Source organism: Microbacterium stercoris, from assembly GCF_017592545.1.
Lineage (GTDB): Bacteria > Actinomycetota > Actinomycetes > Actinomycetales > Microbacteriaceae > Microbacterium > Microbacterium stercoris.
Map to the genome: position 1 here is coordinate 707,409 of NZ_JAGFOA010000002.1, position 16,500 is coordinate 723,908.

Consider the following 16,500-nt stretch of genomic DNA (forward strand, 5'->3'; position numbering starts at 1 on the left):
CCCGGGCCACCGGGAGGAGGGGCCGGATCCGGTCGCCCTCGTAACAGTGTGAAACGGCCCGCTCGCCTCACCGGGGCGAGCGGGCCGCCTTCGGATCGACGTCAGGGGGCGGTCGCCGCCGGGACGTTCGCGGTAGCGACGGTCTCCGCGGCGATGTCCGGGTTGTCGCTGAACAGGCCGTCGATGCCCGTGGACAGGAAGACCCGGATCTCCGCAGCCATGTCGCCCGCCTCGTTCGGATCGGCGCTCGAGCGGAACTCGGCCGCGAGGAACTGGTTCTCGAGGCGGAAGGTCCAGGCGTGCACCTGGAGGCCGGCCGCGTGTGCATCGGCGACGAGCGTTGTGGGTGCCGCGAGGGTGCCGTCGGCGCGCCGGGGGATGATGCGGCTCTTCTCCGCCCCGATGCCGTCCGCGTAGGTCGCGATGTCCGCGAGGCCCCGCGGCGTGAGCAGGTCGGCATAGGTGCGCGGATCGCCCGCGGCGACGAGGTCGTACGGGGCGCCCGAGCCGTTGATCAGCTGGGCGATGCCCACCTTCGTGACCGTGCTGAGCTCGCGCAGGTTGCCCGTCTCGAAGCTCTGCAGGATGACGGGCGCCTTCGCGCTGTTCAGACCGTTGCGGGCGAGCTCGGCCACGAGAGGCTCCTCGAGCGAGAGACCGGCCTGGTCGAAGTAGGTGGGGTGCTTCGTCTCGGGATAGACGCCGACGGGGCGGCCGTCGCAGGTCTTCGAGTGCCGCGCGAGGTCGAGCACCTCGTCGAGGGTCGGGATCGTGTACAGACCGTCGAACGCGGCGCTGTGCGGACGCACCTGCGGCAGGCGCTCCTTCGCGCGCAGGGTGCGCAGCTCGGCGAGCGTGAAGTCCTCGGTGAACCACCCGGTGACCGCCGAGCCGTCGATCTTCTTCGTCGTCTTGCGGGCCGCGAACTCGGGGTGCGCCGCCACGTCGGTCGTGCCGCCGATCTCGTTCTCGTGGCGGGCGACGAGCTGACCGTCCTTGGTCGAGACCACATCGGGCTCGATGAACTCGGCGCACTGCGTGATCGCGGCCTCATAGGCGGCGAGCGTGTGCTCGGGGCGGTAGCCGCTGGCGCCGCGGTGGCCGACGACGGTGACGGCATCCGCGACCGTCTTCGTGCGCTGCAGGTTCACGATCGCGAACTCCGTGTCATCCGGAGTCCCCGTGCGGCGGGCGTCGTTTCCCGGGAAGTTGTTGTCGTTGCCGATGAGCAGGCGGCCGTCGCGCAGCTGCAGCACGGTCTCGAACGACTGCACGGGCAGAGCGTAGGTCTCACCGAGCCCGTAGCCCTCGCCCGCGTCGATGCCGTGGGGGTTGTCGATGCGCAGGGCGTCGAGCACCAGCGACTTCTGCAGGAAGCCCTCGGCATCGGTCTTGCCGAGGTTCACCGAGTAGACGCGCTTGATCACGGCCTGGTCGCCCTCGAAGTCGTCGCGCTCGATGAGGAGCAGCTCGTTCTTCTTCCCGAGGAAGGCGTCGCCGATCACATCTCCCGGCTGGTCGGTCTGGAAGGCCCACGTGCGGCCGGTGTAGGAGCCGGTCCGGGTGTCGAACTCGTTGATCACGCGGCGGCGCGGATCCGGATCTGCAAGGTATGCGCCCTCGAGCACGGGGTAGAGGTAGCGGCCGTCGCGGGATGCCGCCATCGCCTCGAACCCGCGGCTGGCGGCGATCGTCGCAGCGGCGCCGTTCAGATAGGGGTTCTGGGGCGACTGCGCCCCGGCGAGCGGAAACGGCTTCTCGAGCAGCGTGCCCTCGGCATCGAAGTGCAGCAGGAACGGCCCGAACTCCTCGCCGACCCAGAAGGATCCGTCCTTCGCACGCACGACCGACTCGATGTCGAAGTCGGCACCGGTGAGCTGGCGCTCGGCGGTCTCCTCGTTGACGATCGGGAAGTCCAGCACGCCGTTCCGGTCGTTGTACGAGATGAACGACTCCACCTCGATCCGGCCCTCGCCGCCGGCGGCCGTCTGCCAGTGCGGCGTGACGAGGTAGTTGCGCAGCAGGAAGTCGGCCGAGTTGCCCTTCGAGCCGAAGCCGTTGTCGGGCTGGGCCCAGAACGTGCCGTCGCCGTTGTCGATCATGGCCGAGAAGCCCGGAACGACCTGGCCGTCGAACGGGCCCGTGCGGCCGTTCGCCGGCGTCATCGCGGCACCGGAGGCGGGGCCCTCGGCGAGGAAGTCGGCGGACAGCGTGGCGCGCGCCTCGAGCGTCGGCACCACCGTGTGGGCGGCCGCACCACCGGGCTTCTGCACGGGCACGGCGGGTCTGTGTGCAGGCTCGGCGGCCGAGGCCGCCATCGGGAGCAGGCCCGCCACGAGGGACGCCGCGGCGGACAGGGCGATCAGCGCGGCGGGCCTGGTGAGCCGGCGGCGCGAGAGCAGGGAATCAGTCACACGCCAGACGGTGCGCGCGCCGCCTCACGCGGGGGAGACCGGACGGTGAACGGGGGTAGTACTGCCCCGGGCGCTTGCGCTCGCCGGATCCGGCGATGCGGGGCCGGATGTCGGCGGCCACGACTACCCTGGGGGGCGTGAGCCAGCCGATCCCCACTCCGTACGAAGACCTTCTGCGAGACGTGCTCGCGAACGGCGTCCACAAGGACGACCGCACGGGCACCGGCACCACGAGCGTCTTCGGACGCCAGCTGCGCTACGACCTGAGTGCGGGCTTCCCGCTCATCACCACGAAGCGCGTGCACTTCAAGTCGGTCGCGCTCGAGCTGCTGTGGTTCCTGCGCGGCGACTCCAACGTGCGCTGGCTGCAGGAGCGCGGTGTCTCGATCTGGGACGAGTGGGCCGACGCCGACGGCGAACTGGGCCCCGTGTACGGCGTGCAGTGGCGGTCGTGGCCGACCCCGAGCGGCGAGCAGATCGACCAGATCCAGCAGGCCGTCGACCTGCTCAAGACCAATCCCGACTCGCGACGCATCATCGTCTCGGCATGGAACCCGGCCGACATCCCCGGCATGGCGCTGCCGCCGTGCCATGCCTTCTTCCAGTTCTACGTCGCCGACGGCAAGCTGTCGTGCCAGCTCTATCAGCGCAGCGCCGACATGTTCCTCGGCGTGCCCTTCAACATCGCCTCCTACGCCCTCCTCACGCTGATGATGGCGCAGCAGGCGGGGCTCGAGCCGGGCGAGTTCGTCTGGACGGGCGGCGACTGCCACATCTACGACAACCACCGCGACCAGGTCGCTGAGCAGCTCTCGCGCGAGCCGTTCCCGTACCCGCGCCTGGAGATCGCCCGCACACCCGAGTCGATCTTCGATTACGAGTACGAAGACTTCGCGCTCGTCGACTACCAGCACCACGCGCCCATCCGCGCCGCCGTGGCCGTCTGATGGTCGTCCGCGCGATCTGGGCTCAGTCCGCCTCGGGCGCCATCGGCGCCGACGGCGGGATGCTGTGGACCCTCCCGGAGGACATGGCGTTCTTCAAGCGGGCCACGACCGGATCGCCCGTCGTCATGGGACGGCGCACCTGGCAGTCGTTCCCCGACCGCTTCCGACCGCTCCCGGATCGGCCCAACATCGTCATCACCCGCGATGAGGGGTTCGAGGCGCCCGGTGCCGAGGTCGTCCACTCGCTCGATCGGGCCCTCGCCCGGGCGGCGGAGCTCGACGACGAGGTGTGGGTCATCGGCGGTGCCGAGATCTACCGCCAGGCCATGCCGCTCCTCGACGAGCTGTGGGTCACGCGCGTCGACGTCGACGCGGAGGGCGACGCATACGCCCCCGAGATCGACGGATCCTGGCACCTCGACCGGTCGGATCCGCCGGAGCACGGCGGCTGGCACACGAGCCGGACGGGCACCCGGTACCGATTCGAGGTCCTCCGCCGCGATAGCCTGGCTTCATGACGCATTCGGGCAATCCCTTCGGACAGGTGCTGGTCGCGCTCGTGACTCCGTTCACGGCCGACGGCGAAGTCGATTGGCCCGCAGTCGAGAAGCACATCGACGACGTCATCACGGCGGGCGCCGACGGCATCGTCGTCACCGGCACGACCGGCGAGACCTCCACGCTGACCGACCCCGAGAAGCTCCGGCTGGTCGAGGTCGGCAAGGATGTCGCGGCGGGCCGCGCGAAGATCATCACCGGCGGCGGCTCCAACGAGACCGCGCACGCCATCGAGCTCTACAAGAAGAGCGAGAAGGCCGGCGCCGACGGCATCATGATCGTCACGCCCTACTACAACAAGCCGACGCAGGCGGGCATCCTCACGCACTTCCGGCTCGTGGCCGACTCAACCGATCTGCCGGTCATCCTCTACGACATCCCGGGTCGCACCGGGGTGCCGATCAAGTACGAGACGATCCTGCGCCTCGCCAAGCATCCGAACATCCTCGCGGTGAAGGACGCCAAGGGCGACTTCAGCGAGGTGAGCCGCGTGCTCAACCAGACGGATCTTCTCTACTTCTCCGGCGATGACGCCAACGTGCTGCCGCACCTCGCGATCGGCGCGTCGGGTCTCATCGGCGTGACCGCCAACATCGCGGCGGCCCCGTACCGGGCGATCGTCGACGCCGTGAACCGCGGCGACCTGGCCACCGCGACCGAGCAGCACAAGAAGCTGGAGCCGCTCGTGCGCGCCGTGATGACGCACGTCCCCGGCACCGTCTCGGCGAAGTACATCCTGCACGGCCTCGGCCGCATCGGCAGCCCGCGCGTGCGCCTGCCGCTCGTCGGTCCAGAGGAGTGGGAGGCCGCTCTCATCGAGGACGAGCTCGCCCTGGTGAAGGACATCCAGGGTGTCGACTTCACCAACTTCCGCCCCGACCGCAATGCGGCCGCGGGCGGCGCGCTGCCCAAGGTCGCCGGCACCACCCGCTGACGCGGCGCCCGGCGCGTCAGCGCATCCATGGATCTCAACAGCGGCCGAGAAGGTCGCACCACACAACAGAACACGAGATCGGTCAGCGCGTAGCTCGCGTCCGATCGGATGAGGGCACCCGCCCGGCGGGGCCCGTGAAAGGCGGACAATGTCCACTCCGGTCTTCGATCCCCCTGCGCTCGAGCAGGGCACGCTCCGCGTCGTCCCGCTTGGAGGGCTCGGCGAGGTCGGTCGCAACATGACCACGTACGAGTTCGACGGCAAGATCCTCATCGTCGATTGCGGCGTGCTCTTTCCCGAAGAGCACCAGCCCGGCGTCGATCTGATCCTGCCGGATTTCGAGCCGCTCAAGAGCCGTCTGCAGGACATCGTCGGCGTTGTCCTGACTCACGGTCATGAGGATCACATCGGCGCCGTCCCGTACCTGCTGAAGCTGCGTCGCGACATCCCCCTGATCGGATCCGCGCTGACCCTCGCACTCGTCGAGGCGAAGCTCAAGGAGCACCGGATCAAGCCCGAGCTGACGGTGGTCAAGGAGGAGGAGAGCTGGGACATCGGCCCGTTCGACCTCGAATTCGTGGCCGTGAACCATTCGATCCCGGATGCGCTCGCGGTCGCGATCCGCACCTCCGCGGGCCTCGTCCTGCACACGGGCGACTTCAAGATGGACCAGCTGCCGCTCGACGGCCGCATCACCGACCTGCGCGCCTTCGCGCGTCTGGGTGAGGAGGGCGTCGACCTCTTCCTGCCCGATTCGACGAACGCCGATGTGCCGGGCTTCACGCCCACCGAGCGCGCGATCGGCCCGGTCATCGACCAGGTGATCTCGAAGACCCCGGGCCGTGTCATCGTCGCGAGCTTCTCGAGCCACGTGCACCGCGTGCAGCAGGTTCTCGACGCCGCCGCGGCCAACGGTCGCCGCGTCGCCCTGCTCGGTCGCAGCATGGTGCGCAACATGACGATCGCCGCCGACCTCGGCTACCTCAAGGTCCCCGACAACGTCCTCATCGACTATAAGAAGGCCAAGGACGTCCCCGACGACCAGATCGTCTACATGTCGACCGGATCGCAGGGCGAGCCGATGGCGGTCCTGTCGCGCATGGCGAATCTCGACCACGCGATCGAGCCCGGCGAGGGCGACACGGTCATCCTCGCATCGAGCCAGATCCCCGGCAACGAGACGTCGATCTACCGCGTGATCGACGGCCTCACCAAGCTCGGCGCGAACGTCGTCCACAAGTCCAACGCCAAGGTGCACGTCTCGGGCCACGCCGCCGCGGGCGAGCTGCTGTACTGCTACAACATCCTGAAGCCGAAGAACGTGCTTCCGGTGCACGGCGAATACCGCCACCTCAAGGCCAACGCGCAGCTGGCGCAGGACACCGGCGTTCCGGAGGAGCGCACGATCCTGGGCGAGAACGGCTCGGTCATCGACCTGAAGGCGGGCGTCGCCCGTGTCGTGGGCCAGCTCGACCTCGGATTCGTCTACGTCGACGGATCCACCGTGGGCGAGATCACCGACGCCGACCTCAAGGATCGTCGTGTGCTCGGCGAGGAGGGCTTCGTGTCGGTCATCGTGGTGGTCGACCCCGCGACCGGCAAGGTCATCACGGGCCCGGAGATCCACGCCCGCGGCATCGCCGAGGACGACTCGGTGTTCGAGGCGGTCAAGCCGAAGATCGCCAAGGCGCTCGAGGAGGCCGCTGCCAACGGCGTGCGCGACACCCACGCGCTCTCTCAGGTCGTCCGACGCACGATCGGACGGTGGGTCAACCAGTCGCTGCGTCGTCGTCCGATGATCGTGCCGCTCGTCATCGAGGCCTGATCCCGGAGCCGCTCTGCGGCTCCGATCCGGCAGACCCCCGGCGTCGCTCCCGCGCGATGTCGGGGGTCCGTCGTACCGTGGGGGAATGCCACGCACGTCCGCCACGTCTCCTCGCGATTCGAGCCGCAAGAGCTCGCCCGCGGGCAAGGGCACCTCGAAGTCGGGGGGCTCCACGTCCTCGCGTGCGCGCAAGTCCGAGCCCGCCGCCAAGCCGTACTTCGAAGACTCCGATCGCCCGCCGTTCGCGGCCCGCGCGTGGGTCGGCCTCGGCCACGCGGTCGGCGGTCTGTTCCGGGCCTTCGGCCCGGAGACGCTGGAGAAGGACGATCGGCGCGACGGGTTCCCGCTGCTGCTGGTGTTCCTCGCCATCGCCGGCGCCGTCACCGAGTGGTTCTTCATCGGCAACGAGGTCGCCGAGACGATCAGCGCCTACACGTTCGGCATGCTCGTCGGCCGTGCGGCCTTCGTGTTCCCCGTGGCGCTGCTGCTGCTCGCCGGCTGGCTGTTCCGCCACCCCTCCTCGGTGCACGACAACGGCCGCATCGGCATCGGCTTCGGACTCCTCGCGGTCACCGTGGCGGGCTTCTGCCACATCGCGGGCGAGAGGCCGCAGCCCAGCGAGGGCATGCCCGCGCTCAGCCGGGCCGGCGGCCTGTTCGGCTGGATGGTGGGCGAGCCCACCTCGCTGCTGATCACCGAGATCGGCGCCTACGTGCTGCTGTCGCTCGTCGCGGCGCTCAGCGTGCTGATCCTCACCAAGACGCCGCCGAACCGCATCGGCCGTCGTCTCGGCGACCTCTACGCCTGGATGTTCGGTGCCGAGCACGGCGACGAGGCCACGGCGGTCTCGAATGCCACCGCCAAGACCGAGGTGCTTCCGGAGAGCGATGCCGATGCCGATGCCGACCGCGTGCCGTGGTGGCGTCGCAACAAGTCCGGCCGCGAAGAGGATCCGGATGTCGTCGACTCGCCGCAGGATCTGACCGAGCTGCTGGGCGGCGACGCCTATGGCGCGCAGACCGACGGCGGCTACGAGAAGGCCATCGTGGTCGCGGAGCCCGAGAGCTCCGACTCGGCCACCCAGGTGCTCAGCTCGATCAGCGGCGTGACCGGCTCGCTCGCGGGCAACGGGTCCACGGGGCTCGTGGGCGACGGCGACGATGACGACACGGGCGAGCTGCCCGGTCTCCTCGGCTTCGGCACCGACGGCCCCGGATCCCGCGGTCCCCAGCCGCCCGTCGCGCCCTACGTGCTGCCCTCGCCCTCCTCGCTCTCGGCGGGACCGCCCTCGGTCGCGCGCAGCGAGGCGAACGATCGCGTGGTCGCACAGCTCACCCGCGTGCTCGACGAGTTCAAGGTCGACGCCAAGGTCACCGGGTTCTCGCGTGGCCCGACCGTGACGCAGTACGAGATCGAACTCGCTCCCGGCGTGCGCGTCGAGCGCATCACGCAGCTGCAGAGCAACATCTCGTACGCGGTCGCCTCGAACGACGTGCGCATCCTCGCGCCGATCCCGGGCAAGAGCGCCATCGGCATCGAGATCCCGAACACCGACCGCGAGACCGTCGCGCTCGGCGACGTCCTGCGCTCCGGTGCCGCCCAGAAGTCGACGCATCCGCTCACTGTGGGTGTCGGCAAGGACGTCGGCGGCGGATTCGTCGTCGCCAACCTCGCGAAGATGCCGCACCTGCTCGTGGCGGGCTCGACCGGATCCGGAAAGTCGAGCTTCATCAACTCGATGATCACGAGCATCCTGATGCGCGCGAAGCCCAGCGAGGTGCGGATGGTGCTGGTCGACCCGAAGCGCGTCGAGCTCACCAACTACGCCGGTGTCCCGCACCTGATCACGCCCATCATCACGAATCCGAAGAAGGCCGCAGAGGCGCTTCAGTGGGTCGTGAAGGAGATGGACATGCGGTACGACGACCTCGCGTCGTTCGGGTTCCGTCACGTCGACGACTTCAACGCCGCCCTCGCGAAGGGCGAGGTCGAGCTGCCCGTCGGCAGCGAGCGCGTGCTTAAGCCCTATCCGTACCTGCTGGTGGTCGTCGACGAGCTCGCCGACCTCATGATGGTCGCCCCGCGCGATGTGGAGGACTCGATCGTCCGCATCACGCAGCTCGCTCGCGCGGCAGGCATCCACCTCGTGCTCGCAACGCAGCGCCCTTCGGTCAACGTCGTCACGGGCCTCATCAAGGCCAACGTGCCTTCGCGTCTCGCCTTCGCGGTCACCAGCGTCACCGACAGCCGCGTCATTCTCGACGAGGGCGGCGCCGACAAGCTGATCGGCCAGGGCGACGCCCTGTTCTCGCCGATGGGATCGTCGAAGGCCCTCCGCGTGCAGGGCGCGTGGGTGACCGAGGACGAGATCGACCGCGTGGTCAAGCACGTCACCGGCCAGGCGCGGCCCGAGTACCGCTCCGACGTGGCCGAGGCGATCGACGCTCCGAAGAAGGAGATCGACTCCGACATCGGCGACGACCTCGAGGTGCTGCTGGCGGCCGCCGAGCTGGTGGTCACGAGCCAGTTCGGCTCCACCTCGATGCTGCAGCGCAAGCTGCGCGTCGGTTTCGCGAAGGCGGGACGGCTCATGGATCTCCTCGAATCCCGCGAGATCGTCGGGCCGTCCGAGGGATCGAAGGCGCGCGACGTGCTCGTCACTCCCGAACAGCTGCCCGAGGTGCTCGCCCGCATCAACGGCGAAGAGCCCCCGCGGGCCGCCGCGCCCGCCGCTGCGGCGACGCCGGTCGCCGACGACGGGTACGGCGATGACCGCTATGGTGAGGATCCGATCGAGGCCCAGTTCAAGGACCGCCCGGTCGAGGACGACGAGGGCGACGAAGACGCCTGGCAGCTGACCGGACGGGACTGACACGACACATGGCCATACCGAGACAGCTGCCCAACGCGATCACCGTTGCGCGCATCCCGCTCGCCGTCGTCTCCTTCGTCCTCCTTCTCCTCGGCGGCGCACTCGGAGCGGACGACCTGACCCTGCGATGGATCGCGGCGATCATCTTCATCGTCGGGATCTCGACCGACTGGGTCGACGGCTACCTTGCTCGCCGGTACAAGATCGTCAGCGACTTCGGCAAGCTGTGGGATCCGATCGCCGACAAGCTGCTCACCGGAGCGGGCTTCGTCGGGCTCGCCATCCTGGGTGAGGTCTGGTGGTGGATGGTGCTGATCATCCTCATCCGCGAGTGGGGCGTCACGATCCACCGCCTCACGATCGTCAAGGAGCACGTGGTCGCCGCCGCGTGGATGGGGAAGGTGAAGACCGTCGCGCAGGGCGTGGCGCTCTCGTGGTGCCTGCTCCCGTTCTGGCTGTGGATCGGAGTTCCGGCGTTCTCGCTGGTGTCGCTGGTGCTGATGTCGATCGTGGTCATCCTGACCGTCGCGAGCGGCATCGACTACGTCGTCGCGCAGGTCCGCGGCGCGCGTAAGGAGTCGTGATGGCCGTTCCCGGAGATCCGGTGGCTCTGCTGGCCGCCCTGAGAGAGCGCGGCTGGACCGTGGGGGTTGCGGAGTCCCTCACGGGTGGTCTCGTCGTCGCCACGCTCGTCGACGTCCCCGGTGCCTCGGCGTCCGTGCGCGGAGGCGTTGTCGCCTACGACACCGCCGTGAAGGCGTCGCTGCTGGGCGTCGATGATGCGCTGCTCGCCGAGCACGGCCCCGTGCACCCCGAGGTCGCTCGGCAGATGGCGGACGGCGTGCGCCGGGCGATGACGGTCGACGGGAAGCCGTCGGAAGTCGGTATCGCGACGACAGGCATCGCTGGCCCCGAATCTCCGGACGGGCAGCCCGTCGGCACCGTGCACATCGGCATCGCGACCCCCGACGGTGTGTTCGCGACCTCGTGGGTCTTCGCGGGAGGACGCGCGGCCATCCGCGATGCCACCGTCACACAGGCCATCATTGAGGCCTCAGCGGCCCTGGGCGTCGACTGAATCGGTTCGATCCGGGCTCCCAGGGAAAAGAGCGGCCGTTTCTCACCCGATCCCTAAGCGACGGGACTAAATTGGCTCTATCGGTGTTGTACTGTGGTGCACCCGATGGGAGATCTGTGAGGAGGGGGCCCCAAATGATTCTTGTTCGTCAGGAGATCGGCGACGTGCTTCGGGACGTTCGTCAGCAGAAGGGTCAGACCCTCCGGCAGGTCGCCAGCAAGGCGAGCGTCGCGCTGGGCTACCTCAGCGAGGTCGAGCGCGGCCAGAAGGAAGCATCGAGCGAGATCCTGGCCTCTGTGGCCGAGGCGCTGGATGTTCCCATCTCGTCGATCATGCGCGAGGTCGGAGACCGCATCGCCGTTCTCGAGGGCGTGCAGTCGTTCCCCGACATCGTGCCCGACGAGCTCGTGGCCGAGGTCGGCCCGGAGCTCTCGCTGCGTTGAGACGCAGCGAGTTCCTTCGCGCCGTCGACGACGAGTTCGGCGCGCGCGCCCCGATGCTGATGGGCGACCTCGTTCTGCCCGGCATCGGGTTCACGGCGCGCGATGCGCTCGACAAGGGCGTCCCGCCGCGCGATATCTGGGCCTCCCTCTGCGAGGAGATGGATGTGCCCGTCGAGCGCCGGTACGGCGTCGGGCGGCTCGAACCGCGTCCGTGACGCGGTTCGATTTCGAACGCTTTCGAATCTTCTCCGGCGTGTCATCGAACACTCGTTCGAACGGGGCGTAATCTCGTCCCCAGGTGGTCTGACGAGGACTTCTTCTCCCGGCGGGGGCGCAGTCGACGTGAATGTCGGTGGCCCTCCCTACCGTGAGAGATGGCATCACAGCCACGCGCCTTGTCGCAGATCCCGGTCATCCCGACCGGGGCGCGGCAGCCTACAGGCGGCGGATACACGAGTGAGAAGGAGCAGGTCATGGCATCAGCAGCGGATCGCGAGAAGGCTCTCGACGCAGCCCTCGCCCAGATCGACAAGCAGTTCGGCAAGGGCTCGGTCATGCGACTGGGCAGCGACGAGCGTGCCCCCGTCGAGGTGATTCCCACGGGCTCGATCGCCCTCGACGTCGCCCTCGGCGTCGGCGGCCTGCCCCGTGGGCGCATCATCGAGATCTATGGCCCCGAGTCGTCGGGTAAGACGACGCTCACGCTTCACGCGATCGCCAATGTCCAGCGGGCCGGAGGCATCGCCGCCTTCGTCGACGCGGAGCACGCGCTCGACCCCGAGTACGCCAAGAAGCTCGGCGTCGACATCGACCAGCTGCTGGTGTCCCAGCCCGACACCGGTGAGCAGGCGCTCGAGATCGCTGACATGCTGATTCGATCCGGCGCGATCGACCTCGTCGTCATCGACTCCGTCGCGGCGCTCGTGCCTCGCGCCGAGATCGAGGGCGAGATGGGCGACTCCCACGTGGGTCTGCAGGCTCGCCTGATGTCGCAGGCGCTTCGTAAGCTCACGGGTGGCCTGAACCAGACCAAGACCACCGCCATCTTCATCAACCAGCTGCGCGAGAAGATCGGCGTCTTCTTCGGCTCGCCCGAGACCACTGCGGGTGGAAAGGCGCTGAAGTTCTACGCATCGGTGCGTCTCGACATCCGTCGCATCGAGACCCTCAAGGACGGCGCCGAGGCGGTCGGAAACCGCACGCGCGTCAAGGTCGTCAAGAACAAGATGGCCCCGCCCTTCAAGCAGGCCGAGTTCGACATCCTCTACGGCGTGGGCATCTCCCGCGAGGGCAGCCTGATCGACTTCGGTGTCGACCACGGCATCGTCAAGAAGTCCGGCTCCTGGTACACCTATGACGGCGATCAGCTCGGTCAGGGCAAGGAGAACGCGCGCAACTTCCTCATCCAGAATGCGGATGTCGCGCTCGAGATCGAGAACAAGATCAAGGAGAAGCTCGGCATCGGGCAGCCCAAGGCCGTGACCGCCGACGCCCCGGCCGAAGAGGCAGCGGCCCGCAAGTCGGCCTGATGTCTCGGCGTCGCTCGATGACCGTGTCTCGGCATCGCTCGACAACCGTGTCTCGGCATCGCTCGACAACCGTGTCTCGGCATCGCTCGACAACCGGGGTGATTTATGGAATCTGATGATCTCGCCCCCGTGATCCCGCTGTTCGGCGGCGCGGCGCCCCAGGCGCCCGCCGCCGAGCCTGCGGATCCTGGCGCAAAGGACTGGCACACCACGTGGCGCGACCTGGGCTCCCGTCCGGGCGACCGCCGGCCCGTACCGGTGCAGCCCCTCGCGATCAAGCCGGCCGGGGGAGTGCGCTTCGTCGAGCTGCCCGACGAGGAGACGGGCGACGAGCCCGATCTGGAGAAGCTGCGTGCCGACGCCGAGGAGCGACTCGTCAAGGCGCTCCGCCGCCGCTCGCTGTCGGTCTCGGAAGCACGGGCGAAGCTGCGCGAGAGCGAGCTCGACGCGGACGCCATCGATGAGATCGTCGATCGGTTCTCACGGATCGGTGCACTCGACGACGCGGCCCTCGCCGACCAGCTGGTCTACGCCGGCGTGGAGCGCAAGAACCAGGGGCGTCGCGCCATCGCCCAGGCGCTGTCGGCGCGCGGCATCGACCGGGCGACCATCGACCAGGCGCTCGAGATGCTGCCCGACGATGACTACGAGCGCGCGCTCGAGTACGCCCGAGGCAAGGCGAACGCGCTGCTCCGCTTCGACGACGACACCGCACTGCGCCGCCTCAGTGGTCAGCTCGCGCGTCGCGGGTACGGCGGTGGACTTGCTCTGTCGGCCGCGCGCGCGGCGCTCGACGAGGCGCGAAGCCCACGTTCGCGCGTGAGATTCGACTGATCTCGCCGGAGACGGAGCTCCCCGGCCCCTCACGGTGATCGAAACGTAGAATGAGCGGGCTATGACCACTCCCTCCAGCGCCCCGACCCTCATCGAGCCGTCGCCTGCGGCCCTCACCGTCGACGGCCGCGCACGCTCCTATGAGGTACGCACGTTCGGCTGCCAGATGAACGTCCACGACTCCGAGCGACTCGCCGGCTCGCTCGAGAGCGCCGGATACGTGAAGGCGACGGACGGCGAGGACGCCGACGTCGTGATCATCAACACCTGCGCGGTGCGCGACAACGCCGCGGGCAAGCTGTACGGCACGCTGGGCCACCTCAAGTCCCGCAAGGACAAGCACGCGGGCATGCAGATCGCGGTCGGCGGGTGCCTCGCGCAGATGGACAAGGACGCCGTCCAGACGAAGGCGCCCTGGGTCGACGTCGTCTTCGGCACCCACAACATGGGATCGCTCCCGAGCCTGCTCGAGCGCGCGCGCCACAACGGCGAGGCCGAGCTCGAGATCCTCGAGTCGCTCGAGACCTTCCCCTCGACTCTTCCCACCAAGCGCGACTCCGTCTACAGCGGCTGGGTCTCGATCTCGGTCGGCTGCAACAACACCTGCACGTTCTGCATCGTCCCCAGCCTGCGCGGCAAGGAGAAGGACCGTCGCCCGGGCGACATCCTGAACGAGATCCGCCTGCTCGTCGAAGACGGCGCGATCGAGGTCACGCTGCTCGGCCAGAACGTCAACTCCTACGGGGTCGAGTTCGGCGACCGCGAGGCGTTCGGCAAGCTGCTGCGCGCCGCGGGCGAGATCGAGGGGCTGGAGCGCATCCGCTTCACCAGCCCGCACCCCGCGGCCTTCACCGATGACGTCATCCACGCCATGGCCGAGACGCCGGCGGTCATGCCGCAGCTCCACATGCCGCTGCAGTCCGGCAGCGACCGGATCCTGCGCGAGATGCGTCGCTCCTACCGGTCGGCCAAGTACCTCGGCATCCTCGATCGTGTGCGCGAGCGCATCCCGAACGCGGCGATCTCGACCGACATCATCGTCGGCTTCCCGGGTGAGACCGAGGAGGACTTCCAGGAGACGCTCCGCGTCGTGGAGCAGGCCCGTTTCGCCAGTGCCTTCACGTTCCAGTACTCGATCCGCGAGGGCACCCCCGCTGCGACGATGCCGAACCAGGTTCCCAAGGAGATCGTGCAGGAGCGCTACGAGCGCCTGGTCGCCCTCCAGCAGCGCATCACGCTCGAGGAGAACCAGAAGCAGCTCGGTCGCTCGCTGGAGGTGCTCGTGTCCACGGGTGAGGGCAAGAAGGACGCCGCGACCCACCGCCTCACCGGCCGCGCAGAAGACAACCGTCTTGTGCACTTCGAGGTTCCGGAGGGATCGCCGATCCCGCGCCCGGGCGATGTCGTCACCGTCACCGTCACGCATGCCGCGCCGTCGCACCTGCTCGCCGATTCTGCCGACGGCGCGCCGCTCGCGATCCGCCGCACTCGTGCCGGCGACGCGTGGGACCGCTCGCAGGCGGAGTCGTGCGGCGTCCCGGCGCCGGGCTCGACCACCGAGGGCGGCGCTGTGAAGCTGGGGCTCCCGATGCTCCGCATCGTCGGGTGACCGGCCGGCTCTGGGCTGTCGTCGGCGCCACCGGCACCGGCAAGAGCGACCTCTCGCTCGACCTTGCAGAGGCCTTCGCCGCGCGTGGCGAGAGCGCGGAGGTCGTGAACGCCGACGCCATGCAGCTCTATCGGGGCATGGACATCGGCACGGCAAAGCTGCCGATCGCCGAACGGCGGGGCATACCGCATCATCTCTTCGACGTGCTCGACGTCACGGAGGACGCGGCCGTCGCGGCCTACCAGCGGGACGCGCGCGACGCGATCCAGGACATCCTGGGACGCGGAAAGCACGCCATCCTGGTCGGCGGCTCCGGCCTCTACGTGTCGAGCGTGCTGTTCGACTTCCGCTTTCCGCCGCGTGACCAGGCGCTGCGTGCGCAGCTGGAGGCCGAGCTCGCTCAGCTCGGCGCCGGAGCGCTCCACGCGCGGCTGCGGCAGCTCGATCCGGCCACTGCGGAGCGGGTCGACCCGCAGAACGGTCGCCGTCTTGTGCGCGCCCTCGAGGTCATCGCTCTCGGTGAGGCGACGCACGGCGCCGCACTGCCGCAGGAGCCCGTCGCCTGGCGGCCCGCGACCGTGCTCGGGCTGCGGATGGAGCGCCCCGCGCTTGTCGAGAGACTCGATCGACGCGTTCTGCGGATGTGGGCGGACGGCATGCTCGACGAGACCGCGCGACTGCGCGCCGCGGGGCTGGAGCGTGGCACAACCGCTCCGCGTGCCATCGGCTACGCCCAGGCGCTGGCACAGCTCGCGGGCACCATGACCCAGGACGAGGCGATCGCCGAGACCCAGGCACTCACTCGCCGTTACGCCCGCCGTCAGGTCTCGTGGTTCAAGCGTTACGCGCCGAGTGCCGACCTCGACGTCCGCTGGTTCGACGCCGGCGACGTCGACGCTGCCGCCATCATCGCTCACGCCGGCTGACCCGCGGCGGGAGGCGCGACGACGAGTACGCCGTCCACGTGCTGCGCCGAGCCTTTGGCAGACTCGATCGGTGACCATCGAGATCCGCTCCTTCCGTCCCTCCGACCAGGATCAGGTCGTGTCCCTCTGGCACGCGGCTGGTCTGACCCGGCCGTGGAACGATCCGGTCAAGGACATCGAGCGCGCTCGGGCGGTGTGGCCCGAGCTGCTGCTCGTCGCCGCTGAGGGCGAGCTGATCGTCGGATCCGTCATGGCGGGCTACGACGGCCACCGCGGCTGGCTCTACTATCTCGCCAGCGCCCCCGACCGGCGCGGCGCCGGCATCGGTCGCCGGCTGGTCGCGGAGGCCGAGGCCCGTCTCGAGGCGCTGGGCTGCCCGAAGGTGATGCTGATGGTCCGTGCCGACAACGAACGCGTGCTCGAGTACTACGACGCGGCGGGTTACACCCGCGAGACCTCGAGGCTCACGGGGCGCCGGCTGATCGCCGATCACTGACGCGGATCCGTGCGGCGGCGCCCGCAAATAGACTT

Annotated in this window: 15 protein-coding genes; 14 read left to right on the top strand and 1 reads right to left on the bottom strand. The window is 69.0% G+C overall.

Annotation, left to right across the window (positions count from 1 at the left end):
- Positions 1–101: 101 nt before the first annotated feature.
- On the bottom strand, positions 102–2,414 hold the full coding sequence (locus J5V96_RS07455; protein ID WP_307793552.1) for an esterase-like activity of phytase family protein: 2,313 nt from the start codon (positions 2,412–2,414) through the stop codon (positions 102–104).
- Between the two features lie 107 nt (positions 2,415–2,521).
- On the opposite strand from J5V96_RS07455, the gene J5V96_RS07460 reads away from it, so the two are divergent.
- From J5V96_RS07460 to J5V96_RS07525, 14 genes are all read left to right on the top strand, one after another.
- A complete protein-coding gene (locus J5V96_RS07460) occupies positions 2,522–3,361 on the top strand; it encodes a thymidylate synthase (protein WP_208502218.1) in 840 nt (279 codons plus the stop codon).
- Positions 3,361–3,879 (top strand): dihydrofolate reductase, encoded by a 519-nt coding sequence (locus tag J5V96_RS07465; protein WP_208502219.1) that lies wholly within the window; start codon positions 3,361–3,363, stop codon positions 3,877–3,879. Before J5V96_RS07460 ends, J5V96_RS07465 begins: the two co-directional genes overlap by 1 nt.
- Entirely contained in the window at positions 3,876–4,853 is a 978-nt protein-coding gene (dapA, locus tag J5V96_RS07470; protein WP_208502220.1) for a 4-hydroxy-tetrahydrodipicolinate synthase, read from the top strand. The genes J5V96_RS07465 and dapA overlap by 4 nt, the downstream gene beginning before the upstream one ends.
- 148 nt (positions 4,854–5,001) lie before the next feature.
- Positions 5,002–6,678: a ribonuclease J gene (locus tag J5V96_RS07475; protein ID WP_208502221.1), complete on the top strand. Its 1,677-nt coding sequence runs from the start codon at positions 5,002–5,004 to the stop codon at positions 6,676–6,678.
- A gap of 85 nt (positions 6,679–6,763) precedes the next feature.
- On the top strand, positions 6,764–9,550 hold the full coding sequence (locus J5V96_RS07480; protein WP_208502228.1) for an FtsK/SpoIIIE family DNA translocase: 2,787 nt from the start codon (positions 6,764–6,766) through the stop codon (positions 9,548–9,550).
- An 8-nt stretch (positions 9,551–9,558) separates the two neighbouring features.
- Positions 9,559–10,134 carry a CDP-diacylglycerol--glycerol-3-phosphate 3-phosphatidyltransferase gene (gene pgsA / locus J5V96_RS07485; RefSeq protein WP_208502230.1) on the top strand — a complete coding sequence of 192 codons (576 nt, stop codon included), beginning with the start codon at positions 9,559–9,561 and terminating at the stop codon, positions 10,132–10,134.
- Positions 10,134–10,628, top strand: a complete 495-nt coding sequence (locus J5V96_RS07490; protein ID WP_208502239.1) for a CinA family protein — start codon at positions 10,134–10,136, stop codon at positions 10,626–10,628. Before pgsA ends, J5V96_RS07490 begins: the two co-directional genes overlap by 1 nt.
- Positions 10,629–10,762: 134 nt before the next feature.
- Complete coding sequence (locus J5V96_RS07495) at positions 10,763–11,071, top strand: helix-turn-helix domain-containing protein (RefSeq protein WP_208502242.1); 309 nt, start codon at positions 10,763–10,765, stop codon at positions 11,069–11,071.
- A complete protein-coding gene (locus J5V96_RS07500) occupies positions 11,068–11,286 on the top strand; it encodes a DUF3046 domain-containing protein (RefSeq protein ID WP_208502243.1) in 219 nt (72 codons plus the stop codon). Before J5V96_RS07495 ends, J5V96_RS07500 begins: the two co-directional genes overlap by 4 nt.
- Positions 11,287–11,544: 258 nt before the next feature.
- A complete protein-coding gene (recA, locus tag J5V96_RS07505; protein ID WP_208502246.1) occupies positions 11,545–12,600 on the top strand; it encodes a recombinase RecA in 1,056 nt (351 codons plus the stop codon).
- A gap of 105 nt (positions 12,601–12,705) precedes the next feature.
- Positions 12,706–13,434 carry a regulatory protein RecX gene (locus J5V96_RS07510; RefSeq protein WP_208502248.1) on the top strand — a complete coding sequence of 243 codons (729 nt, stop codon included), beginning with the start codon at positions 12,706–12,708 and terminating at the stop codon, positions 13,432–13,434.
- A 61-nt stretch (positions 13,435–13,495) separates the two neighbouring features.
- Entirely contained in the window at positions 13,496–15,043 is a 1,548-nt protein-coding gene (gene miaB, locus J5V96_RS07515; protein WP_208502250.1) for a tRNA (N6-isopentenyl adenosine(37)-C2)-methylthiotransferase MiaB, read from the top strand.
- Positions 15,040–15,969, top strand: coding sequence for a tRNA (adenosine(37)-N6)-dimethylallyltransferase MiaA (miaA, locus tag J5V96_RS07520; RefSeq protein WP_208502252.1), 930 nt, complete (start codon positions 15,040–15,042; stop codon positions 15,967–15,969). Before miaB ends, miaA begins: the two co-directional genes overlap by 4 nt.
- Before the next feature lie 70 nt (positions 15,970–16,039).
- The gene (locus J5V96_RS07525) at positions 16,040–16,465 is read left to right on the top strand and encodes a GNAT family acetyltransferase (protein ID WP_208502254.1); all 426 of its coding nucleotides are present in this window, start codon (positions 16,040–16,042) and stop codon (positions 16,463–16,465) included.
- The last annotated feature ends 35 nt before the right edge of the window (positions 16,466–16,500 follow it).